Origin of the sequence: Halopseudomonas pertucinogena (assembly GCF_014646575.1) — a bacterium.
GTDB classification, from domain to species: domain Bacteria; phylum Pseudomonadota; class Gammaproteobacteria; order Pseudomonadales; family Pseudomonadaceae; genus Halopseudomonas; species Halopseudomonas pertucinogena.
The window spans coordinates 89,172-111,803 of sequence record NZ_BMNN01000003.1 but is presented as its reverse complement, the minus strand read 5'-3'; the positions used below and the strand labels follow the sequence as shown (position 1 = coordinate 111,803).

The window sequence follows — 22,632 nt, the reverse complement described above, 5'->3', positions numbered from 1 at the left end:
GGACGATGACTGATTACAAAGCGACGCTGAACCTGCCCGCAACGGACTTCCCGATGAAGGCCGGCCTGCCCACCCGCGAGCCGGAAACCCTGAAACGTCTGGACAGCATCGGCCTCTACCAGAAGATTCGCGAGGCCAGCAAGGGTCGCCCGCAGTTCATCCTGCACGACGGCCCGCCCTACGCCAACGGCAGCATCCACATCGGCCACGCGGTCAACAAGATCATCAAGGACATGATCGTGCGCTCGCGCACCCTGTCCGGCTTCGACGCCCCCTATGTGCCCGGCTGGGACTGCCACGGCCTGCCGATCGAGCACAAGGTCGAGACCACCCACGGCAAGAACCAGCCCGCGGACAAGACCCGCGAGCGCTGCCGTGACTACGCCGCCGAGCAGATCGAAGGGCAGAAGGCCGACTTCATTCGCCTTGGCGTGCTGGGCGACTGGGACAATCCCTACAAGACCATGGAATTCCCCAACGAGGCCGGTGAGATCCGCGCGCTGGCGAAGATGGTCGAGGGCGGCTTCGTATTCAAGGGCCTGAAGCCGGTCAACTGGTGCTTCGACTGCGGCTCCGCTCTGGCTGAGGCCGAGGTGGAATACCAGGACAAGAAGTCCGACGCCATCGACGTCGCCTTCGTTGTGGAAGATGCCGACAAGCTCGCCACCGCCTTCCATCACGACACGCTGGCCAAGCCCGCCAGCATCGTCATCTGGACCACCACCCCCTGGACCATCCCGGCCAACCAGGCGCTGAACGTCCACCCCGAATTCATCTACGCGCTGGTTGATACCGGCGACAGGCTGCTGGTGCTGGCCGAGGAGCTGGTCGAGTCCTGCCTGCAGCGCTACGGCCTGGAAGGCGAGATCATCGCCCGCTGCGAAGGCAGCGCGCTGGAGGGCATCCGCTTCCGCCATCCGTTCTATGAGCGCTTCTCGCCCGTCAATCTGGCCGAATACGTCGAAACCGGCGCCGGTACCGGCATCGTCCACTCCTCCCCGGCCTATGGTGAGGACGACTTCCGTACCTGCAAGGCGTACGGCATGGAGAACGATGACATCCTCAACCCGGTGCAGAGCAACGGCGTCTACGTCAGCGACCTGCCGTTCTTCGGCGGCCAGTTCATCTGGAAGGCCAACCCGAACATCGTCGCCAAGCTGGAAGAGGTCGGCGCGCTGCTCAAGCACGAGGTGATCCAGCACAGCTACATGCACTGCTGGCGCCACAAGACCCCGCTGATCTATCGCGCCACTGCCCAGTGGTTCGTCGGCATGGACAAGGTCGCCCATGACGGCAGCTCCCTGCGTGCCCGCGCCCTGGATGCCATCGAGCAGACCCAGTTCGTCCCGGCCTGGGGTCAGGCCCGTCTGCACGGCATGATCGCCGGCCGTCCCGACTGGTGTATCTCCCGTCAGCGCAACTGGGGCGTGCCGATTCCCTTCTTCCTGCACAAGGAAAGCGGTGAACTGCACCCGCGCACCGTCGAGCTGATGGAAGAAGTCGCCAAGCGCGTCGAGCAGGAAGGTATCGAAGCCTGGTTCAAGCTGGACCCGGCCGAGCTGCTGGGCGACGAGGCCGACCAGTACGAGAAGATCAGCGACACCCTGGATGTGTGGTTCGACTCCGGCACCACCCACTGGCACGTGATGCGCGGCTCGCACCCCATGGGCCACGAGGAAGGCCCGCGTGCCGATCTGTACCTGGAAGGCTCCGACCAGCATCGCGGCTGGTTCCACTCGTCCCTGCTGACCGCCTGCGCCATCGACGGCCACGCGCCGTACCGCGGCCTGCTGACCCACGGCTTCGTGGTCGACGAGAACGGCCGCAAGATGTCCAAATCCCTGGGCAACGTGGTCGCCCCGCAGGAAGTGAACGACAGCCTGGGTGCAGACATCCTGCGCCTGTGGGTCTCGTCCACGGATTACTCCGGCGAAATGGCGGTGTCCAAGCAGATCCTCCAGCGCAGCGCCGACGCCTACCGCCGCATCCGCAATACCACGCGCTTTCTGCTGTCGAACCTCAACGGCTTCGACCCCAAACAGCACGCCCTGGCCCCCGAGCAGATGCTCGACCTGGACCGCTGGGCTGTCGACCGCGCCCTGCTGCTGCAACAGGAAATCAGCGAAGCCTACGACACCTACAAGTTCTGGAACGTCTACCAGAAGGTACACAACTTCTGCGTGCAGGAGCTGGGCGGCTTCTATCTGGACATCATCAAGGACCGCCAGTACACCACCGGTGCCGACAGCACCGCACGGCGCTCCTGCCAGACCGCCATGTACCACATCGCCGAAGCGCTGGTGCGCTGGATCGCGCCGATCCTGGCCTTTACTGCCGAGGAAATCTGGCAGTACCTGCCGGGCGAGCGTAACGAATCAGTCATGCTCAACACCTGGTACGACGGCCTGACCGCACTGCCGGCCGACGCCGAACTGGACCGCGCCTTCTGGGACAAGGTCCAGAACGTGAAGATCGCCGTGAACAAGGAACTGGAAAACCTGCGTAACGCCAAGGTGCTCGGCGGCAACCTGCAGGCCGAAGTGACCCTGTACGCCGACGAACAGCTCAGCGCCATCCTGAACAAACTGGGCGATGAACTGCGCTTCGTGCTGATCACCTCCGCCGCCCGCATCGCGCCGCTGGCCGAGGCAGGGGAGAGCGCTGTTGCCACAGAGGTCCCCGGCCTCAAGCTCAGCATCGTCAAATCCGGCCACGGCAAGTGCGTGCGCTGCTGGCACTTCCTCCCGGACGTCGGCACCCACGCCGCGCATCCCGAAATCTGCGGCCGCTGCGTCACCAACATCGAAGGCCCGGGCGAGGTGCGTCAGCATGCCTGATGTGCGCCGCAGTGGGCTGGTGTGGTTGTGGCTGAGTGGGGTGGTGATTGTGCTGGACCTGGCGAGCAAATGGCTCGCCGAATCCAGCCTGAGCCTGTACCAGCAGGTGCCGCTGATCGACGGCCTGTTCAGTTTTACGCTGGCCTATAACACCGGCGCGGCCTTCAGCTTCCTGTCCGACGCCGGTGGCTGGCAGCGCTGGTTCTTCATCGCCGTCGCGGTGGGTGTCAGCGTCATGCTGCTGGTATGGCTTGCGCGCCTCAACCGCGACAAGTGGCTGGAACCGGTCGCCCTGGCATTGATACTCGGCGGCGCCCTTGGCAACCTGTACGACAGGATCGTGCATGGCCACGTGGTGGACTTCATTCTGGTGCACTGGCAACAGGAGTGGTTCTTTCCGGCATTCAATATTGCGGACAGTGCGATAACGGTGGGGGCGGCGATGTTGATAGTGGATATGTTCTGGCCGAAGAAGGAGAGGGTGCGGGACTGACTTCCCTCTCCCCCGGCCCCATTACTCGCCCTGCGGGGCTCACCCTTCGGACCAGCCTGCGGCTGTTCTGCGCTACGCCTGTCCCGCAAGGGGAGAGCGGGATAAAGCTTCAACCTCCATGTGGTTCTGTCTCTTTTTCAGGAGTCAGAACTACAAAAGAACAACCAGCCTGCACGGCCAGCCCCCTCTCCCCTCGCGGGAGAGGGTTGGGGAGAGGGGGAGCCCCAAGGCAAAGCCCCCAAGCAAAAACGAGACCCAACACATGACCGACATCCAACGCATAGCCCAGAACACCCAGGTAACCCTCCACTTCACCCTCAAGCTCCCCAACGGCGAAGTGGTCGACACCACCACCAGCAAGGCCCCGGCAACCTTTACAGTAGGCGACGGCAGCCTGCTCCCCGGCTTCGAGCAGGTGCTTTTCGGCCTCAAGGCTGGCGACCAGCGCACCTTCGAGATCGAGCCCGAGCGCGGCTTCGGCCCTGGCAACGAGCAGAACATCCAGACCATGCCGCTGGACAACTTCACCGATATGGAGCTGGAGCCGGGCCTGCTGATCATCTTCAGGGATGCCGCCGGCGGGGAGATGCCCGGCGTGGTCAAGACCATCCACGACACCGTGGTGGATATCGACTTCAACCACCCCCTGGCAGGCAAGACCATCACCTTCGAGGTAGAAATTATCGCCGTGAAGGCTGTCTGAGGTAGAGTACGACAGTCTTCCCGTTCACGACCCAGCATTCGAGGCTTTCCATGCAAATCAAACTGGCCAATCCGCGCGGCTTCTGTGCCGGCGTCGACCGGGCTATCGAAATCGTCAACCGCGCCCTGGAAGTGTTCGGTCCACCGATCTACGTGCGTCATGAAGTGGTGCACAACAAGTTCGTGGTAGAGGACCTGCGCAACCGCGGGGCGGTGTTCGTTGACGAGCTGCATGAAATCCCCGATGACGTTGTCGTCATCTTCAGCGCCCACGGCGTGTCCAAAGCCGTGCAGGAAGAAGCCAGGGTCCGAAAGCTGAAGGTGTTTGACGCCACTTGCCCGCTGGTCACCAAGGTACATATGGAAGTGATGCGCTACAGCCGCGACGGCCGCGAGTGTGTACTGATCGGCCACGCCGGCCACCCTGAGGTGGAAGGCACCATGGGCCAGTACGACACCAGCACCGGCGGCACCATCTACCTGGTAGAAAACGAGGAAGATGTCGCCAGACTGCAGGTAAAAGACCCCAGCCGCCTGGCCTTCGTCACCCAGACCACCCTGTCGATGGACGACACCGCCAAGGTCATCGACGCGCTGCGCGAGCACTTCCCGCTGATCGAAGGCCCGCGCAAGGACGACATCTGCTACGCCACCCAGAACCGCCAGGACGCCGTCAAACAGCTGGCCAGCGAATGTGATCTGGTACTGGTGGTCGGCAGCCCCAACAGTTCCAACTCCAACCGCCTGCGCGAACTGTCCGACCGCATGGGCACGCCGGCCTACCTGATCGATGGAGCCGAAGAGATCCGCCCCGAATGGCTGGAAGGCGTCACCAACATCGGCGTCACCGCTGGCGCCTCAGCCCCCGACGTACTGGTGCAGCAGGTCATCAGGCACCTGCGCGACAGCGGAGCGGACAGCGTTCAGGAGCTGGACGGCCGGGAAGAAAACATCGTATTCAGCATGCCGAAAGAGCTGCGAGTAAAAGAGATCAGCTGAATCCACCAAGCGCCGGGCACCCACCCGCCCCGGGATTCAAGGCGGGTCGGCGCCGCCAGAGCGCCACGCCGCCTATGGAAGGCCGAGTTCCATCTCGGCCATCCGGTGCCTCATCAAACCGCCGACTCCGAGCCAAAGGCCTACCTACCCCCACAACCCCCGAATCGCCGCAATCCCCTGAGCCCCAACCTCAAACGCCTCAGGCAACTCCTCAGCTGTCATCCCGCCCAACAGATACACAGGCATATTCACCGAGTCGATCAGCTCCCTGGCGCGCTCCCAGCCCAGCGGCTGGGCATCGGGATGGGTGGCGGTAGGCAATACCGGCGACAAGGTAACAAAATCCACCCCAAGCTCCGCAGCCATGGCCAGCTCCTCGGCATTGTGGCAGGACGCGGCCAGCAGCGTTCCACCCGCACCTCCCAATCGCCCTGGGGTCGGGGCTCCTACAACGGAAGAGGCCGCCACACCTCCCCCCGTAGGAGCGGCGACCCCGCCGCGATAGGCGTCCGAAGGACGCCCCTGCTGCCGTTGCCACAACTCCCGCAACTGCCTACTGGTCAAATGCCACCCAACCCCCGCCCACCCCGGCGCCTCATCCCCCTTCACCATCAACCGAAACGCATCCCCAAACTCCGCGATCACCCGCTCAACCAGCGCCGCATAAGCCTCAGCACTCATCCCCGTCTGCCGCAACTGCACCAGCCGAATCCCCGCCTCACGCGCCCGCTGCAACCCGGCAAACAACTCCGCCTCGTCCGACACATCCGGGGTAATCAAATACCGCTCCGGCAACTGCGCCGCCCGCACAATAGGACCATTGGCTGCAGGAAATTCATACTCATCCAGCTCACAAGACGACACCCAGCGCACCGGCTGACCCTCCGCCCCATGCGCTTCACCCTCAAAACCGGTCACCAACCACACATCCAACCGCACCGATTTATCAGGATAATCATGCCGAATGTCCAGCAAGGGCCGGGCCTCGGTCACACCGATCCCCAGCTCCTCCCGCAACTCCCGCACAAGCCCATCAAAGCGCGCTTCATCCCGCTCCAGCTTGCCCCCGGGAAATTCCCACAACCCACCCATATGCACATGGTCGGGGCGCCTGGCAATGAGAATCCGACCCTGCCCATCGCGAATGACGGCAGCAATCACATGAATACGGCGCGGGTCACTCACTGCTTGGGCACATCTTCAGAAAACACATCCTGCTCATGCTCATCACCGGGAATCACATGCTCCTCCGCCGCCCAGGCGCCAAGGTCGATCAGCCGGCAGCGGGGCGAGCAGAAGGGGCGGTCGGGGAAGGACTCGTCCCAGGTTACCGGGGCCTTGCAGGTAGGGCATTCAACAGTCTTGGTCATGTTCGGGCTCCTGATGCCAGTTTCAGATAGCGTTGGTGCAGGGCATCGACCTGCGCATGTAGCGCAGCCAGATCCTGATCATTGGAAATCACATCATCGGCATGGCGCAGACGCTCCTCGCGCCGGGCCTGGGCCTGCAGAATGGCGCGCACCTGTTCCTCAGGAACATCATCGCGGGCAACGGTACGGGCGATCTGCACCGCCTCGGGAACGTCCACAACGACAACCCGCTGGGTCATCTGGTACTGACCAGACTCGACCAGCAGTGGTGATACCAGCAGAGCATAGGGAGAATGTGCAGCAGCCAGGTCGGCCATGATCTCATCGCGAATCAGCGGATGCAGCAACTGCTCGAGCCAGCGACGCTCATCGGGATACTGAAACACCCGCTCCCGCAGCGCCGCCCGGTTCAGCGAGCCATCCCCCAGCAGGACCACATCACCAAAACGGTCGACGATGGCATGCAACGCCGGCCGCCCGGGCTCGACCACCACCCGCGATTTAACGTCCGCGTCCACCACATGAATGCCATGCGCCTGCTCAAAGCGTGCCGCAGCAGCACTCTTGCCACTGCCAATGCCGCCAGTCAGACCCACGATGAATTTGAAAGAAGGGCTCATCAAAAACGACGCCTTGCCAATGAATCAAGGCCGCCAGTATACGGAGAATGCCACCCAAGGCGTAGGGGCCGCCCGGCGTCCCCTTATTACTGCATTCCTGTGGTTTTTTGTGGGAGCCCCGACCCCGGGGCGATAGGCGCGCAACGCGCGCCCAAAAGGCTCATCTGCAGCCCCTAAAACCCCGCAAACCGCAAATACGTCCCCGTAATCCACTCCCCCCAGATAATCGCAATCCACCCAGCAATCGCCAGATACGGCCCAAAGGGCAGGGGAGTAGCATTAGAGTCACCACGGCTTTTCAGAATGATGATGCCCAGCACCGCACCCACCAACGAAGACAGCAGAATGGTCAACGGCAACACCTGCCAGCCACCCCAGGCCCCCAGCATCGCCAGCAACTTGAAGTCGCCATAACCCATGCCTTCCTTACCGGTAACCAGCTTGAACAGCCAGTACACCGACCATAGGCTCAGGTAGCCAAACACCGCACCCCACAGTGCAGAATGGATATCGGTAAACAGCCCAACACTGTTGACCATCAACCCCAGCCACAACATCGGCAGCACAATGGAGTCGGGCAGCAACTGGGTATCAGCATCAATCAGGCTCAGCGAGATCAGCGCCCAGGTCAGCAGCAACATGGCCCCCGCCGCCCAGCCAAAACCGAACTGCCAGGCCACCACACCGCTCAGTACTGCTGTGAGAAGCTCAACCGACGGATAACGCGCACTGATCCGCTCGCGGCAGCTGCCACAGCGGCCACGCAGCAGCGCGTAACTGATCAACGGCAGATTCTGCCAGGGCTTGATCTCGGTCTGGCAGTGAGGGCAGTGGGAGTGGGGCAGCACCAGATTGTATACAGGCTGCTCAGCCGCCGGCTCGTCAGGATGCAGAATCTCCCGAGCCTGCTTCTGCCAGTCCCGCTCCATCATCTTCGGCAGGCGATGAATTACCACATTCAGAAAGCTGCCAACCACAAGGCCCAGCAGCACGGCGACTACAACAAAGGCCAGCACGTGGCTGGCCATATAATCGAGGAGGGTCATATGTCAGACAACGTTACCCAGCTGGAAGATAGGCAGGTACATGGCGATGATCAGACCGCCAACAAGGATACCCAGGATCGACATGATCATTGGCTCGAGCAGGGTAGTGAGGTTATCTACCTTGTTGTCTACTTCGGCTTCATAGTAATCAGCCACCTTCTCCAGCATGCCGTCCAGGTTACCCGACTCCTCACCGATTCCGGCCATCTGAACCGCCAGGGTGGGAAAGATATTGGTCGTGCGCATGGCGAAGTTGAGCTGGGTACCGGCGGATACGTCCTGCTTGATCTTATTAACCGCGTTATAGAACACGACGTTGCCAGCTGCGCCTGCCACCGAGTCCAAGGCCTGCACCAGTGGCACACCGGCGGCAAAGGTGGTGGACAGGGTGCGTGCATAACGGGCGACCGCGGCTTCGTAGATGATCTCGCCTACCACCGGAGCCTTGAGCAGGGCACGGTCCTGCGCATCCCTGAAAGCCTTGGAGCGTCGATTGAGGTTCTGATACGACCAGCCGACAACAATGATGGCTATCAGCAGTACAAACCACCAGGACTGCAACCACTTTGAAAGACCTATCACCATCAGCGTAAAGGCAGGCAGGTCCGCACCGAAGCTGGAGAACACCGTCTCAAACTGGGGAACAACCTTCAACAACAGGATGGCAGTAACAATGATGGCCACCACGATTACAGCGATGGGGTAGGTCATCGCCTTCTTGATCTTTGCCTTCAGCGCTTCGGTCTTTTCCTTGTAAGTGGCGATTCGGTCCAGCAGGGACTCGAGGCGACCGGATTGCTCGCCCGACTCCACCAGGTTGCAGAAAAGGTCATCGAAGTGCTCGGGATGCTTGGCCAGCGAAGCCGCCAGGGTATTACCTGCCGCCACGTCATTCTTGATGGTGGTGATCAGTTTGGCAAAGTTGGGGTTGCCAGTACCTTCAGCAATGATATCGAGTGCCTGCACGATGGGCACACCTGACGCCATCATGGTCGCCAGCTGTCGGGTAAAAAACGCGATGTCCAGCGGCTTGACCTTCTTGGCGCGGGCGCTGAACAGCGTGGATTTCTTGTTAATCTTGGTGACCAGCACGCCCTGCTTGCGCAGCTGGGCCTTGATCAGTGCGGAGTTCGCCCCCTGGATTTCACCACCGACCTTGTTGCCCGCGCGGTCCTTGCCTTCCCACTTGAATGGATAAACCTTCTCAACCTTCGCCTTCTTCATCGGCTTGGCTACAGAGGAAGTCCTTTTTTTAACAGCTGCTTGCTGGGCCATGACTTAATCCTTGGTCACTCGGTTCACTTCCGCCAGGCTGGTGACACCCTGTTCCGCCTTCATCAACGCGGACTGGCGCAAGTTCCTGAATCCTTCTTTTTGGGCAACTTCGTCGATCTGCATGGAATTACCATCTTCCATGATGATTCGCTGAATGGCCGGCGTAATCTTGACCACTTCATAAATCCCGACTCGTCCTTTATAACCGTCCTGACAATTTTCGCAACCCACCGGCCCGTAAATCGTTAACCCGCTAGCAATTTTCTCCTCGGTAAAGCCCTCTGCCAGAAGGGTTTCCCTGGGTACATCCATAGGTTTTTTGCAGTGGGAACACAGCCGGCGAGCCAGACGCTGAGCAATAATCAGGTTCACCGAGGTCGCGATATTGAACGAGGCTACGCCCATATTCCGCAAGCGGGTCAGAGTTTCGGCCGCGCTGTTGGTGTGCAGGGTGGACATCACCATGTGGCCCGTCTGGGCTGCCTTGATGGCAATCTCGGCAGTTTCCAGGTCCCGGATCTCACCCACCATGATGATATCCGGGTCCTGACGCAGGAAGGCGCGCAGCGCCTGCGCAAAATCCAGGCCCTGCTTGGGATTGACGTTAACCTGGTTGATTCCCTCCAGGTTGATCTCCACCGGATCTTCTGCGGTGGAGATATTACGCTCCATGGTATTGAGGATGTTCAGACCGGTGTACAGGGAGACCGTCTTACCCGAGCCGGTCGGGCCGGTAACGAGGATCATGCCCTGGGGCTTTTCCAGCGCTTCCATATACATCGCTTTCTGATCGTCTTCATAGCCTAGGGCATCGATACCCATCTTGGCGCTGTCGGAGTCCAGAATACGCAGTACTACCTTCTCTCCCCACAGCGTTGGCAGGGTGTTGACCCGGAAGTCGATGGCCTTGTTCTTGGAGATCTTCAGCTTGATGCGGCCGTCCTGCGGTTTGCGACGCTCGGCAAGGTCCATGGAAGACATGACCTTCAGGCGCGCCGCCAACTTCACCCCCAGTTGGACCGGCGGTTTGGCAACCTCATGCAAGACGCCATCGGTACGAAAGCGCACGCGGTAGGTTTTTTCATAGGGCTCGAAGTGAAGGTCTGACGAGCCCTTCTTTACCGCATCCAGCAGCATCTTGTTGACGAAGCGAACGACCGGCGCGTCTTCCGCGTCATTGGCGTTATCACCCTTGCGCTTGTCATCATCCGTTATCGTCTCGACTTCCAGCCCGTCGAGGTCGGCATCACCCATGTCGTCGAAGCCGCCGGTGGCGCTGTCCAGATACTTGTCAATCGTACTGCGCAGCTTGTCGTCCTCGACGATCACCGCATCGGTCATCAGCCCGGTGTTGAACTGGATATCGCTCAGGGCCTGTTGATTGGTGGGATCGGACAGGGCGAGGAACAAACGGTTGCCTCGCTTATACAGCGGCAGCACACAATGCTGACGAATCAGCTTCTCGCTGACGAGCGCGACCTCCGGTTGGCTGTCACGATCCAGCGCAGCGAGATCCAGAAAGGGGTAACCAAACTCTTCCGCGCAGACAATCGCCAGATCGCGCGCCTTGGCTAGCTTGTTCTGCACCAGATAGGTGATAAAAGGGATCTTCTCCTGACTGGCCTGCTGACTGGCTTTGCCAGCGGCCTGGGCATCCAACAGTTCTTCCTGAACGATCCGCCGGGCCAGGCCGGAGAGAGCGGGGGTATCCATAAGGTCAATCTCGGTACGGTTTGACGGGCATCAAGCCCAAGGCATTTGACGTCGACTATAGTACAGCAAGAAGGCGATACACAAAGAGGCGCGGAGTCTCCATCGGCGTCAATCTGTAGGAGCCCCGACCTCGGGGCGATTGCGTTACAAAAATGCGATCCTTCCCCAGCCTAACAACGCCTGACAAAAAATGTCACATCCTGCCGCCCAGCGCGTGTAAGCGCAGCCATTCCCTCCCCATGAAGACCTCCCCAACGCCAAGGCACAACGCAATGAGCCCCAGCGATCCATCGCGGCTGGCGATTGTTTGAATGTGTTTGTCCGACTTGGCACAACATCTGCATTATTATATTCAGCCCATCGGCTACCTCAAATACAAATGGAGTTGAGAAATGAAAGCTCAAATGCAAAAAGGTTTTACCCTTATTGAACTGATGATCGTGGTTGCGATCATTGGTATTCTGGCTGCTATCGCTATCCCGCAATATCAGAATTACGTAGCGAAGTCGCAGGTTAGCAGGGTTATGTCTGAGACCGGCTCCCTTCGTACGGTCATTGAAACCTGCATGATGGAAGGCAAGGATTTAACAACCACGCCAGCATGTGATCTAGGCTGGACTGAAAGTAATCTCATTGGTGAAGAAGGTGAAGGTGGTCCGCAAGATGGGCTGACTGTTAATATCGGCTTGGAAGCGAATACTGCTTCTATCGCGGCCAAATTCGGCCAGAGCGCTGCAGCTCCAATCAGAACCAAAACTCTTACTTGGAGCCGGAACAATGACGGCGTATGGTCGTGCACCACTACCGTGGATGAGACCTACGCACCAACCGGTTGTAAGGTAGGGTCGTAAGTAACGTTTTGGCCACAAGAACCCCGCCATCCGGCGGGGTTCTTCATTTAAGTATCCAGGGAATCAGGATGCGTCATATTATCCGTCTGTTTGCAGCCATCGTGGTAGGCAGTTCATTACTAGGCGTTCCCTCCTATTTCTGGATAGGAGATCGCCCCAAGGTTTTGCGAGCGCTTTATCCGCTATCTGCGGCTCTTTCGGCTCCGACTCTGAGCTGCTCGCCGAGTGCACCTGATTGGATGGGCAGTGTCTCCAAGTTTTCTCTTTGGAATAACGCATCCCCAGCGGGTCAGCTAGCTCATATATCCGCAGACGGGGATGGTCATGAGTGTTATTACGGCTGGTCTGGCGTGCCGTTGATGTCCTTACCCGTAAATTCCCGTACCCGCTTTCGCTACGCAAGCATGACCAAGCTGTTGACAGCGGATCTGGTACTCCGGGACGTTCAAGCTGGTCGCTTGGCGCTTGATGATGTGGTATTTGATCAGCTGGACGTGGCAGCCGAGCCTTTAGATGAGCGCCTCAGTCAATTAACAGTAGGGCATCTCTTACGCCACAGCGCTGGCTTTGACCGATTGAAAACAGCCGACTCCATGGTCGTGCGTGACAGAAAGCCCTGGTGCCCATACACAGCGGACCCATTGAGTACAGTGCGGCTGGACTTCACCCCGGGCAGCCGTTACGCCTATTCCAACCTCAATTACTGTTTGCTAGGCATGTTGCTGGAGCAAAGCACTCCCGAGTTCCGAGATTTTCGTGCGCTGATGGAGCAGGAGTACGACCTGGCGGCGCGGGGTATCCGCTTCATTGACGGTCCTTATCTGGACGATGAAGTGATCTACGACTTCCGCCATTCAGGATTCTATGGCGAAGATTACTGGCGTTACTTCGATTTCAAGGCGCTTTCCTCTTCGGCGGGCCTATCAGGCAGCGCCATGGCCTTGGCAGAACTATTGTCATCTTTGCGAACAAATGGCCGGTTTGCAGTGACGCAGGCCCCAGCAGAGGACATATGCAGAGAAAACGTATTCCGAGGTTGCTACGGTTATAGTGTCTTCTCCTATCAGCCGTCAGCAGAACGGCTGCGTATACATGTCCAGCCCGGTCTGCTTTATGGAGCCCCCTCGTTGGCCATCCTTGATGATGAGGGTGGCGTAACAGTATGGGTAGGGAATGGAACGAGAGCATCAGGCAGTTCCACTGACGCCATGCTTGAGCAGCTGTATGCGGCATTGGACGCGCATTACTCTGGTGCTGCCTCACATTGATGCTTCCCACCCGCATCACCTATAGCCCACCGCTTGACGGGATTCGTGCGCTGGCTGCGCTGATCGTGGTGGTGCATCATGCTCGCGTGCCCGGATCGCCTGGTGGGTTCTTTGGTGTCGATGTCTTTTTCGTCTTATCCGGTTATTTGATTACCCGGTTGCTGCTCGTGGAGCAAGAGCGGGAAGGGTGTCTGCGGCTGGGGCGTTTTTTCGTCCGACGTCTGCGTCGATTGGTACCCGCACTGCTGCTGATGCTAGCGGTCTATCTTCTCCTGGCACCCTGGGTGTTTCCGGATGTCATGTTCAGCAAGCATTTCCGTGATGCCGTACTGACCGCATTTTATGTGGTCAATTACGCCGCTTACCTCGGCGGCTTTGTTTCCGAGCTGGCTCACGTCTGGAGCCTCGCGGTGGAAATGCACTTTTATCTTCTCTGGCCAGTCCGTTACGGCTTTACTATCGCAGAACTAGGGGCCGCGCTGCTACTGTTGGCCCAGCCGTCCTGGTTGGGCTGGGGCTTGCTGGCTTGGCTGGGTCGGATGTCCTACGGATTGTATCTCTGGCACTACCCAGTCATGCGAGCTTTACGTGACTGGGTAGGGAGTGAGCACTGGTTGTTTATTTTGATGGTAGGCGGCGGGCTCGGTTTGCTGGGCGCCGTGCTGAGTTATTATTTCGTCGAGCGGCGCTTTTATACGCCAGGTTTTGCCCGAGTTCGAAATAGCACTCCGTTATCGTAATGCGCAGGGCGGGTCCCTGCGCTTCGGCGTCCGGCTCGATTATCTATTCAGCTATCTCCAGCAGTGTGCCAGGCCTTTACTGCCAGTCACGTTTCTCTCGCCTTTGGTATCCAAGGTAAAGTTACCGCAGTCGCTGTCACTGAAAGTTGGCGTGGCGGTCAGAGTGTAATCCGTGCCGTCCCCAGCTACACCTAGACTGTATTTACCGGTTTCTGATGTTTTGGCTCCGCCGTAGAGCTCTGCCGTTGTCTTGGCATAACTGTTGTTCTGTACCCGATACCTCTCCTGCCTCGCTGCGGCTGTCGTCAATAACGCCTGGCCTTCTGCCCTGTTACCGCGGAGCACGTGCTCGCGGTAGCTGGGCACGGCGATCGAGGCGAGGATGCCTACGATCAATACCACAATCATTACTTCAATCAGGGTAAAACCCCTGTTGTTGTGCATCATTGGCTTGCTCATTCCTCTTCTACCTCCAGCGGCATGGTTTGCCAGCTATCGCGACCGGCAGGCTCTTCGGCAAAGTTGATGCCTACGCCGCCACTGATATCAATACCGATGCCGTCGTTTGTGACCGTAATGGGGGACTCGGTGGAGAAACCGCTGGGGGCGGTGCCGTCATCGGTATCTCTGCGATCGTGCACCCCGTCCCGGTTGAAGTCGAACATCGGGTGTTTGGTTCTGGCACCAGTGTGGGCGTTGATGCCGTAGGCCCAATAGCCGGCACCATCTGCGCAGGGATCTTCGTTAGGCGTGAGGGTGCTGAACAGCAGGGTGTCGCCGCGGGCGGACATCCTCTGGATCATCATTTCACCCTTCTTGCTCGTGCCGACCTCCAGGTCGACGTACCAACCCCAGGTTTCGACGCTGCTGCGCAGTTCTTCGTCGGCCGGGCTTGTCCCTTCTCTGTACCATTGGAAGGGCTCGTCTGTCAGGTAACGCAGTGTCCAGTTGGTCGACCCTGCATCACCGGAGAAGCTGGTGACCTTCTCTTCCACGATGCGCTGCTGTTGCAGGTTGGCCCTGGTCACATTTCCGGGGTTGACCGCTGCAGTAGACTGACCGCGGGTGAGCCTGTCCCAGATGGCATAAACGCTGTGTGCCTTGGTGGTGTCCGGGGCGGCGTCATCCGTCTCGAAGTATTTGCCGGTGCCCACGATGACCAGATATCCCCGTCTTGTCGGATGTCTGACCAGAGAGGGTGGGGCGGTAATCGGCTGGATATTGCCGTTCGAGTAGGTCGCCTGATACAGCGGCTTGCCGCCGTAGGACACCTTGTAATCGCTGGCGCTGACGCCGGTTTGTCTTGAGCGGGCGAAGGGGTCACCGTTTGCCACACTGACTGACTTGGAAAGATCGAACCGCCACAGATTGCCCTGGAGGTCGCCAGCGTAAGCGTAATCCACGATCCCGTCGCCGTTGTTGTCGGCGCCGCGGATGCCGGACAGCCCATTTGCGCCGCTCGCACCGTGCTCCGCGATGACCTCCTTGATCAGGGTGCCATCGGCGATATCTATGATGAAAAGTGAGGCAACGCCATCGGCACTCTCATAACCGTTGGCCTGGAGCACAGCCCACTCGCCGCTGTGCAGTCTCACGATTTCCGGCTCGGGGAAGCTGTACCCGAGATTTTCATATCCCGCAGTGGCGTCCGTGATTTCCCACAGCAACTTGACGCCGCTGCCGTCGGCACCCGGCTCGGTGATGTCCAGCGCGAAGACAGACTTGCCGCCCGCACGGAGGGTGCCCACGAGCACGGTGCGCCATTCGTCGTTGATATAAACATCGCGGACGATGGGTGAGCCGTCCACGAAGAACCGGTGACCGCCGCCGGCATAGGTCTGGCCGGTCAGCTTCGGCATATGTTGCAATACCGCAGACGGAACGAAGGCGAATACTTCCTCGCCCGTAGCGGCGGACAGGGCGTGCAGCATGCCGTCGTTTGCGCCTACATAAATGAGTTCCTGCCTGTTGGGGCTCTCTGCATTTGTAGAATATTTCTTCTGGAACTGCAGATAGTCGCCGGGGTTACCGTCGATCTTGTCTGCCAGATAGGGCAGGTAGGCGGGGGTGCCTACAACCGCCGGCTGGGAGTTGATAATGTCACCCAGTACCGAGCTTCTGCGCCTGAACTGGTTGTTCGCTGTGCCCTCGGCTGCGCGGCTGCCTTTGAGGTACGCCACCCGGTCAGCTCCCCGATTATCCGTAGAGCTGCCCAAGCTATCGGGGTTCCTGTTGAAGATGGTCTTGAGCGAGTTACTCAGATTGTTATAGGTGAACTCTCTCAGGCCGGTTGCGCCCGCGCCGCCTGCCATATAAATGTTTCGCGTCCCCTGGCTGTTCATGACGTCACGGGCGGACCAGCCCATGGTGCGCGAGTGGGTGCCGTCCGGCAGGCGTGTAATGACCGCCTGCTTCACGTCGCCCGACCAGTCTTCGCTGTTGTATTCGGGAAAGTAGGCTCTGGTCTTGGTGGTGAAGCTGAGCGGTTGATCCGGTTCATTATCGATAGTCGACGGCGCCGCCCCTGCCGCTGCGGCAGTCGCAGTACGCTCTGCGATACGATTGATGATGTCGTTGAAGGCCTGGATCATGTCCTCCGGGCGGTCGACGCTGAAGAACTCGCCCCGCGAGTTAATGGCGGCGTGCCAGAGGTCATACACGTTGTTGCCGCTATCTGCCGCTGCGGCGGGCCAAGAGCGGCTGCCGTTTACGATGTTCTGGTAGCCGCCGCTGAAAGTATCGCCTTCCCAGGTCAATCCGTTCTGGGTAAGGCTCTGACTGAGGCCCAGGCCCATGGTGTAGTTCACCATATGTTGCCAGGTAGCCGGGTTGTTGCGCGGGTCCCAGTTCTCGTTGGGGCCTTTGAAGGGCATATAGGGTTTGACGTCATTATCCAGATTGGGGCGGAGGTCCGTAGCCCAGTAGTGCATGGCAAGGTCAGCCAGTGTGTTCGTGGTGCTGTCGCCGAAAGGACGTATGGATGACGTGTAGTTGCCTATGCCAGGCAGCGAGAAGCTGCTGTCGTCTGACCGCAGAGTGCCAGTCGGATTGCCGTTTGCGCCGTTCCACATGCCATCTGACATCATGACGTGGAAAGAGGGGCGGCAGGAGTACTCGGGCGATTGCACCGATGAGCCCCTGCCGCCTCCTGCGGTCATGGGGTTGGGGTTATATGCCCACGCATCGTTCGTGCGGAGGAACTTGCCCGCGTCGTCCAGGGCTTTTCTCAAGGGCGTGCCGGTGCTGAAATCCACGTTGGCGAGCCATTTGAAGAAGTTGCCTTTATGGCGATCGGTAAAGGTGCGGAAGTAGTTGTTCTGGCAGTTACTGTGGTTAAGCTGACACCTGTCGAGATCCTGCCAGGTAAAACGGATGGATGACGGAAGATCGTTGAATGCGAGGTTGGCGGCTGTCAGGGTTGCGAGCGCACGATTACGGTAGAATGAATACCAGATTGCGAAGTTCTGACGCTCGCTCGTGCCTACATCTACCTTTCGATAGCAGTTGTCGTTATTGATATTGTTATTGCAGCCGCTGAGTGACTCGTCGTAAACGTAGTAATAGGCGGGAACCCCGCTTCGCGTACGGTTGTTATTCCAAGAGTTGAAGTCACTCGAAGGGTTTTCCGCGAGGTTATAAACTCGGTTTGTCGGTGCGCCGTAGTTCGTATAGCTGTTGTAGTTATAGCTTTGCGTTCCGTTAATATCCCAGTTCCAGCTAACACGATAGTTGTTGCTGAGGTTGGCGGATCCATAGGAAGTCTGGTAGCCGTTATGGTAGGCATTAGTGAAACTCGTTGTATAGCCAGAGGCGGCCGGGGTTCCGTCATCGTTCAGCTTTACTGGTAAGCGATAGGTAACCTCTGGGTTGTAATAAAGAGGATTGAACGTAGACGACTTGGCCCTGCGGCTATTACGTAACGCGTTCTGGATATCATTGTTATTGTTTACGCCAATGCTGTCAGGAGCAAACGCCCAGCGCATACTTCCTGAACTATCCAAGGTAAAGATCAGGTTTGGGGCCACGGACTCAACCAGCATAAGGGGTTGTTGGCTGACGGCAGCCTGGGTCAGTCCTGCATGGCAGATCAGAGAGAAGGCACTCGCACTGATCAGCGCCTTCAAAATATGAGAGGCCGGCTTCATGTCATCATCCTGGATTCGAATTAGTTGTAGATACGGTAAATGGTTGAGCGCAGGCGAACCTCGCCGTCTCCGTGCGTGGCCTGGCTGTTGATCTCATATCGGAAGGTGCCGACCCCCATCATCATGTTGCCGTATTCGGGGTTTTCGCTTTCCCCGGCATCCGCTCCGCCGGGTGCGGGTATGGCATACCAGTTGATACTCTCGTCGAACTCGGTAGCGTCATCTGGTGCGTACTGCTTTCGTTTGGTGGCGTCAGCGAAGTCCTGCTGGAACCTGGGCGTCTCCAGAAGCAGGCAGGGGTCCTTGAAGTCGCTGTTTGCGCAGGTCGCGGTGGCGTTCAGTGGCCGCAGCGCCGTGGCCAGGCTGTACTCACCCGGAATCTTGACCTTGGTGCCGATGGTTCGGTATTGGCCGTCCGTCAAGCCTGCCTCTGCTGCGTTGAACAGTCTTTTATGATCGATCAGATTACTGGTGATGCGTGAATCAAGAGCCACCTCTCGCATGCTTGTTACAGCGAGCGTGGTGATGATCAAAAGGAAAACCAGAGCCACAAGAAGGACGGCCCCGTTCTGCCTGCCGCGGTAGAAAGAACCCTTATTCTGAATGTTCATTTGGCCAGGTTCCTCAGTGCAATTGTATTTTCAGTCGAGAAATAGAGGGCGCGGTCAGGGGCAACAGCTCCGCTTTCGGAATACCATTTTTCGCGCCAGGCGCTATATACGCGGCTGTTGTTGTCGTCGGTGAGGTTTTCCGAGCGGCTTTTCAGCAGGGCTGCGTAACGGACAGAACGTATACGCTCATTGGCGGCTGGCACGTCGGTGAACTTCTGGGTTTCTCTGGTGAGTTCATCGCTGACGCCGAACATAAGCTTTATGTCCACCATGTTGTTGATCAGCGGCACGCCGTTGCAGTGCAGGGAGTTGTTCGAGATATCCAACTCCACCGTGACCGGGGCTGCGTCAGCTTGATACGGGTCCGTCAAGCCGGGTACCGCTTCGCCAGAGCAGACAGTCAGCTGAGGGAGAGATGGTTGATATCGAATGCATATGCGTTGGTCTGTCACATCAAAGTTGATGACCTCGCCGGCCGAGAACGCGCAATTTTCGGATGCGTTGGGGTCAGCGCGAAACGCGTTTTCGAAGCCGTAATCCGCACTGGCCTGGTAGCCTGTGCGATACAGCTCTTCTTCGAAAAGCATGAGTGCGTAGCGGGCGTTTTCCAGATTGTCTGACTGGCCCTGCTGAAAGGCGTAGTTTCTCTTGTTGTCGATATACACCTGGGTAATGCCGAGGATAAGCAGTGTGCTCAGCAGCAGGGCGACCATCAGCTCGATGAGAGACAGTCCGCGTTGCCGGTCCATGGCTGGGAAGTCCGGTTTCATATCTGACTCCTGAACGTGAATGTGCAGAGGCTGTTTTCAACATCACCTGCTGTGAGGCAGCCTTCGCCAGTGGCATTCCAAGCCAGACGAATTTCCACCGCTGCACCATTGTCGTCACACACGCCCGGCTCAGTGGAGATGCACGAGACAAAGTTTTCCCCGAGCGAATCGGCTCCCGGCAGCAGTGCGCGGGCCTTGGTTGCCCAACAGGCGACCTGGGTTTCTATCAGTTTGGTATCTATATTGAGGCAGACGTCACTTGTGCTGGCCGGCAGCGAGTCGAACAGCGGCGAGCCATCGGCGCTGAGCAGACTGCTGGGCGTGGCACGGATGATTTCCAGCAGCTCGTTTGCCAGCATGGCTGCGTGGGTGCGCTCCACAGAATCCTGGGTGTATTGGATCGCCTTGCCTTGCATCGCGACCATGCCCAGGATGCCTACCGCCGTCAGCAGGATAGTTACCAGCACTTCAAGGAGGCTGAATCCGCCGGATTTTGCATGCGTCATAATGTACAGCTCCCCAGATTGGTGCCGTTGGCTTTCTTGCCTTTGTTATGCAGGATGGTGGTGCCGCTGCCGGCGATGGTTACGAGCCTCGCGTTGTCGACATTACCGCCGCTGCAGAGCACTGCTTCGAAGCCGGGGACAGTGGTGGTGCCGTTGGGCCGGTAGCCAACTGTGGTGGCGCTGGCGTCGAGGCTGATGATGGCAGGATCAAATGATGATGTCCGCAGCACTTCGCCATTCACGCTGGAAGCCAAGACTTCAATCTCGCCTGCGCTGGGGTCGAGGACAACGAAGGTATCGATCTTGCGGATCACTGCCTCGCTTCGGGCGAACTGAAACAGTGAGTTGAGGGTTTCCGCCTGGGCTTCAGCGCGGTTGTCTCTTATGAGGCTGGTAAAGTTTGGCACTGCGATAAAAGCGACGACGGCAAGGATAGCCAACACCACCATCAGCTCTATCAGCGTAAATCCCTTATAACGATTCATCCAGAATCCTCCTTCTAGTGCGTGCACTATAAGGATGCCGCTTCGCAAGGTCTCGTTGATGACGATGACCGGTAGGTTTCCGGCGACGAACCGTTCGTCGGCTCTTTTTCAACACTCTTCTGAGCGCCAGTTGCCCTGGCGGCGCTTTTTCAGGTGGTGCGGAGAACCGGCATTTGCGGAGGCAGGCGCCACAGGGCCATGAGGCAGATAAGCAGCCCGCCGAGGCCGAACATCCCGCCCACGAGACCGACATTGGCAAGGCCCAGCTGGCTGGTAATCTGGCTGCCGAGCAGGGCGCCGGCGCCAATGCCGAGGTTATACAACCCGGAAAACAGCGCCATGGCTACGTCGGTGGCGTCCGAGGCTATACGCAAAACGCGTGACTGCAGAGCCAGCGTCAGCCCGAGAATAGCTGCACCCCAGATGAAACAGAGTATTCCGAGTGACCAGATATTACTGGCGGAAGCCAGCAGCAACAGCAGACAAAAGGCCAGCGCGATCAGGTTGCCGGCAAGCACGCTGCGCGGGTAACTGGGGCTATAACGACTGAAAATCAGGGCGCCAAACAGGCCAGCGCCGCCGAATATCAGCAGCAGTCCGGTGATCTGGTTACCGACCAGCCCGGCGATATCCCGTACGAAGGGTTCGATATAGCTGTAGGCGGTGAACTGGGCGGTGACACAGATGACCACCAGGGCATAGACCACCATCAGTGCAGGGCGCCGGATCAATATGGGGAGGCTGCTCAGGGAGCCGCTGTTGTGGCTTGGCAACAGAGGCAGAAGACGTGCCAGGACAAGCATGCACAGCAGCGCGACACCGGCGATGCCGGCGAAGGTGATTCGCCAGCCGAACAGTTCTCCGACCAGCCGCCCGAGTGGGATGCCCAGCACCATGGCCAGGGTGGTTCCGGCTGCCAGCAGGCCCAGCGCCTGGGCTTCGCGCCCCGGTGGCGCGACGCGCACGGCCAGCGAGGCGGTGATCGACCAGAACACCGCATGGGCCAGTGCGATACCGGTGCGACTGACGACCAGGATGCTGTAGTTCCAGGCGACGAAGGACAGCAGGTGACTGGCTATGAACAGAACGAATACGCTCATCAACAGCCGGCGGCGTTCGATATGACGTGTCAGCAACATCAGCGGCAGGGAGGCCAGGGCAACCAGCCAGGCATAGATGGTTAATATCAGGCCGACCTGTTCCGGCGGCATGTCGAAGCTGGCGCCGATGTCGGTCAGCAGCGCCACCGGGGCAAACTCGGTGGTGTTGAAAATGAACGCAGCCAGGGCCAGCGCGATAACGCCAAACCAGCTGCCCTGGCGGGCGGTGTCGATGGATGTCATGAAATGAAAACCGGAAAGGGCAATACAGCCGGCGGACGCGGCATGTTGAGAAGGGGCATTCTAAGGCAACTAATGAATATTGAACATTCCCCTCCCGCAATTCCCTGAGACCCTTCCCCTTCATTTTTGGTCGCTAATATGCCGACTCGCTCACAGCGAGCAGTGGCGCGATAGGGAATAATGCAGGGGCCGTAAACCGCTGTAACGGCAGGACCGTTATCAGACAAGGACCTCTGGATGTTTGCTCCCGCCGACCAACCACACTTCACCCTGACCCTGCCGGGCATCGACCACGACTTCAAGGTCCTGGCCTTCCGCGCCCGCGAGGCGATCAGTCAGTGCTACCGCATCGAACTGCAGCTGGTCAGCGACCAGCCCGATCTGGACCTGGAAGCCCTGCTGCAACACAACGCCTGGCTCGATCTGGGCAACGGCACCGGCCTGCACGGGCTGATCCACCACGCCGCCATCGGCGAGTCCGGCAAACGTATGACCCGCTACCGGCTGGAGCTGGTACCGCACCTGCACTACCTGTCGCTGCGCCACAACCAGCGGATCTTCCAGCATCTGACCGTACCCCAGATCATCAGCCGGGTACTCGAAGACCACGGCATCCAGAGCGACGCCTTCCAGTTCCAGCTGGGCAGCGAGTATCCCGAACGGGATTACTGCACCCAGTACGATGAAAGCGACCTGCATTTCATCCAGCGCCTGTGCGAGGAAGAGGGCATCCATTACCACTTCCGTCACAGCCCGGACGGCCACCTGCTGGTGTTCGGCGACGACCAGACCGTATTCCCGAGATTGAGCCCGGTCAGCTTTGACCAGGGCAACGGCATGGTCGCTGACGAGCCGGTA

Annotated in this window: 21 protein-coding genes; 8 read left to right on the top strand and 13 right to left on the bottom strand. The window is 59.0% G+C overall.

Features of this window, described 5'->3' with window-relative positions; genetic code table 11:
- The first annotated feature begins 5 nt into the window (after positions 1-5).
- From ileS to ispH, 4 genes are all read left to right on the top strand, one after another.
- Positions 6-2,837 (top strand): isoleucine--tRNA ligase, encoded by a 2,832-nt coding sequence (gene ileS / locus IEW63_RS08370; RefSeq protein WP_188636167.1) that lies wholly within the window; start codon positions 6-8, stop codon positions 2,835-2,837.
- Entirely contained in the window at positions 2,830-3,330 is a 501-nt protein-coding gene (gene lspA / locus IEW63_RS08365) for a signal peptidase II (RefSeq protein ID WP_188636166.1), read from the top strand. The genes ileS and lspA overlap by 8 nt, the downstream gene beginning before the upstream one ends.
- A 262-nt stretch (positions 3,331-3,592) precedes the next feature.
- Positions 3,593-4,033 carry an FKBP-type peptidyl-prolyl cis-trans isomerase gene (gene fkpB / locus IEW63_RS08360; RefSeq protein WP_188636165.1) on the top strand — a complete coding sequence of 147 codons (441 nt, stop codon included), beginning with the start codon at positions 3,593-3,595 and terminating at the stop codon, positions 4,031-4,033.
- Positions 4,034-4,083: 50 nt separating this feature from the next.
- Positions 4,084-5,031 carry a 4-hydroxy-3-methylbut-2-enyl diphosphate reductase gene (gene ispH, locus IEW63_RS08355; RefSeq protein ID WP_188636164.1) on the top strand — a complete coding sequence of 316 codons (948 nt, stop codon included), beginning with the start codon at positions 4,084-4,086 and terminating at the stop codon, positions 5,029-5,031.
- Positions 5,032-5,175: 144 nt separating this feature from the next.
- Here ispH and IEW63_RS08350 read toward each other — a convergent pair whose 3' ends face one another.
- From IEW63_RS08350 to pilB, 6 genes are all read right to left on the bottom strand, one after another.
- Entirely contained in the window at positions 5,176-6,216 is a 1,041-nt protein-coding gene (locus tag IEW63_RS08350) for a Nudix family hydrolase (RefSeq protein WP_229710414.1), read from the bottom strand.
- Positions 6,213-6,401 carry a DNA gyrase inhibitor YacG gene (yacG, locus tag IEW63_RS08345; RefSeq protein ID WP_188636163.1) on the bottom strand — a complete coding sequence of 63 codons (189 nt, stop codon included), beginning with the start codon at positions 6,399-6,401 and terminating at the stop codon, positions 6,213-6,215. The genes IEW63_RS08350 and yacG overlap by 4 nt, the downstream gene beginning before the upstream one ends.
- Positions 6,398-7,021 carry a dephospho-CoA kinase gene (gene coaE / locus IEW63_RS08340; protein WP_188636162.1) on the bottom strand — a complete coding sequence of 208 codons (624 nt, stop codon included), beginning with the start codon at positions 7,019-7,021 and terminating at the stop codon, positions 6,398-6,400. Before coaE ends, yacG begins: the two co-directional genes overlap by 4 nt.
- 173 nt (positions 7,022-7,194) lie before the next feature.
- Positions 7,195-8,067: a prepilin peptidase gene (locus IEW63_RS08335; protein WP_188636161.1), complete on the bottom strand. Its 873-nt coding sequence runs from the start codon at positions 8,065-8,067 to the stop codon at positions 7,195-7,197.
- 3 nt (positions 8,068-8,070) lie between these two features.
- Complete coding sequence (locus IEW63_RS08330) at positions 8,071-9,291, bottom strand: type II secretion system F family protein (RefSeq protein ID WP_229710431.1); 1,221 nt, start codon at positions 9,289-9,291, stop codon at positions 8,071-8,073.
- Positions 9,292-9,345: 54 nt separating this feature from the next.
- Positions 9,346-11,055: a type IV-A pilus assembly ATPase PilB gene (gene pilB, locus IEW63_RS08325; RefSeq protein WP_188636159.1), complete on the bottom strand. Its 1,710-nt coding sequence runs from the start codon at positions 11,053-11,055 to the stop codon at positions 9,346-9,348.
- A 392-nt stretch (positions 11,056-11,447) separates the two neighbouring features.
- On the opposite strand from pilB, the gene IEW63_RS08320 reads away from it, so the two are divergent.
- The 3 genes from IEW63_RS08320 (at position 11,448) to IEW63_RS08310 (ending at position 13,914) form a co-directional block, all read left to right on the top strand.
- Positions 11,448-11,906: a pilin gene (locus IEW63_RS08320; protein ID WP_188636158.1), complete on the top strand. Its 459-nt coding sequence runs from the start codon at positions 11,448-11,450 to the stop codon at positions 11,904-11,906.
- Positions 11,907-11,974: 68 nt separating this feature from the next.
- Positions 11,975-13,174: a serine hydrolase domain-containing protein gene (locus tag IEW63_RS08315; protein ID WP_188636157.1), complete on the top strand. Its 1,200-nt coding sequence runs from the start codon at positions 11,975-11,977 to the stop codon at positions 13,172-13,174.
- Complete coding sequence (locus tag IEW63_RS08310) at positions 13,174-13,914, top strand: acyltransferase family protein (RefSeq protein WP_188636368.1); 741 nt, start codon at positions 13,174-13,176, stop codon at positions 13,912-13,914. The genes IEW63_RS08315 and IEW63_RS08310 overlap by 1 nt, the downstream gene beginning before the upstream one ends.
- Positions 13,915-13,965: 51 nt before the next feature.
- Here the strand turns inward: IEW63_RS08310 and IEW63_RS08305 are convergent, their stop codons facing one another.
- From IEW63_RS08305 to IEW63_RS08275, 7 genes are all read right to left on the bottom strand, one after another.
- Entirely contained in the window at positions 13,966-14,373 is a 408-nt protein-coding gene (locus tag IEW63_RS08305) for a type IV pilin protein (protein WP_272872584.1), read from the bottom strand.
- Positions 14,370-18,059 (bottom strand): pilus assembly protein, encoded by a 3,690-nt coding sequence (locus tag IEW63_RS08300; protein WP_188636156.1) that lies wholly within the window; start codon positions 18,057-18,059, stop codon positions 14,370-14,372. The genes IEW63_RS08305 and IEW63_RS08300 overlap by 4 nt, the downstream gene beginning before the upstream one ends.
- A gap of 20 nt (positions 18,060-18,079) precedes the next feature.
- Positions 18,080-18,670 carry a pilus assembly PilX family protein gene (locus IEW63_RS08295; RefSeq protein ID WP_188636155.1) on the bottom strand — a complete coding sequence of 197 codons (591 nt, stop codon included), beginning with the start codon at positions 18,668-18,670 and terminating at the stop codon, positions 18,080-18,082.
- On the bottom strand, positions 18,667-19,440 hold the full coding sequence (locus IEW63_RS08290; RefSeq protein WP_188636154.1) for a PilW family protein: 774 nt from the start codon (positions 19,438-19,440) through the stop codon (positions 18,667-18,669). Before IEW63_RS08290 ends, IEW63_RS08295 begins: the two co-directional genes overlap by 4 nt.
- Positions 19,437-19,946: a type IV pilus modification protein PilV gene (pilV, locus tag IEW63_RS08285; protein WP_188636153.1), complete on the bottom strand. Its 510-nt coding sequence runs from the start codon at positions 19,944-19,946 to the stop codon at positions 19,437-19,439. The genes IEW63_RS08290 and pilV overlap by 4 nt, the downstream gene beginning before the upstream one ends.
- Entirely contained in the window at positions 19,943-20,431 is a 489-nt protein-coding gene (locus IEW63_RS08280; RefSeq protein ID WP_188636152.1) for a GspH/FimT family pseudopilin, read from the bottom strand. The genes pilV and IEW63_RS08280 overlap by 4 nt, the downstream gene beginning before the upstream one ends.
- Positions 20,432-20,580: 149 nt before the next feature.
- Entirely contained in the window at positions 20,581-21,774 is a 1,194-nt protein-coding gene (locus IEW63_RS08275; RefSeq protein ID WP_188636151.1) for a sugar transporter, read from the bottom strand.
- 237 nt (positions 21,775-22,011) lie between these two features.
- Here IEW63_RS08275 and tssI point away from each other — a divergent pair.
- Positions 22,012-22,632: type VI secretion system tip protein TssI/VgrG (tssI, locus tag IEW63_RS08270; protein ID WP_188636150.1), on the top strand; the 621-nt coding region annotated here is incomplete at its 3' end.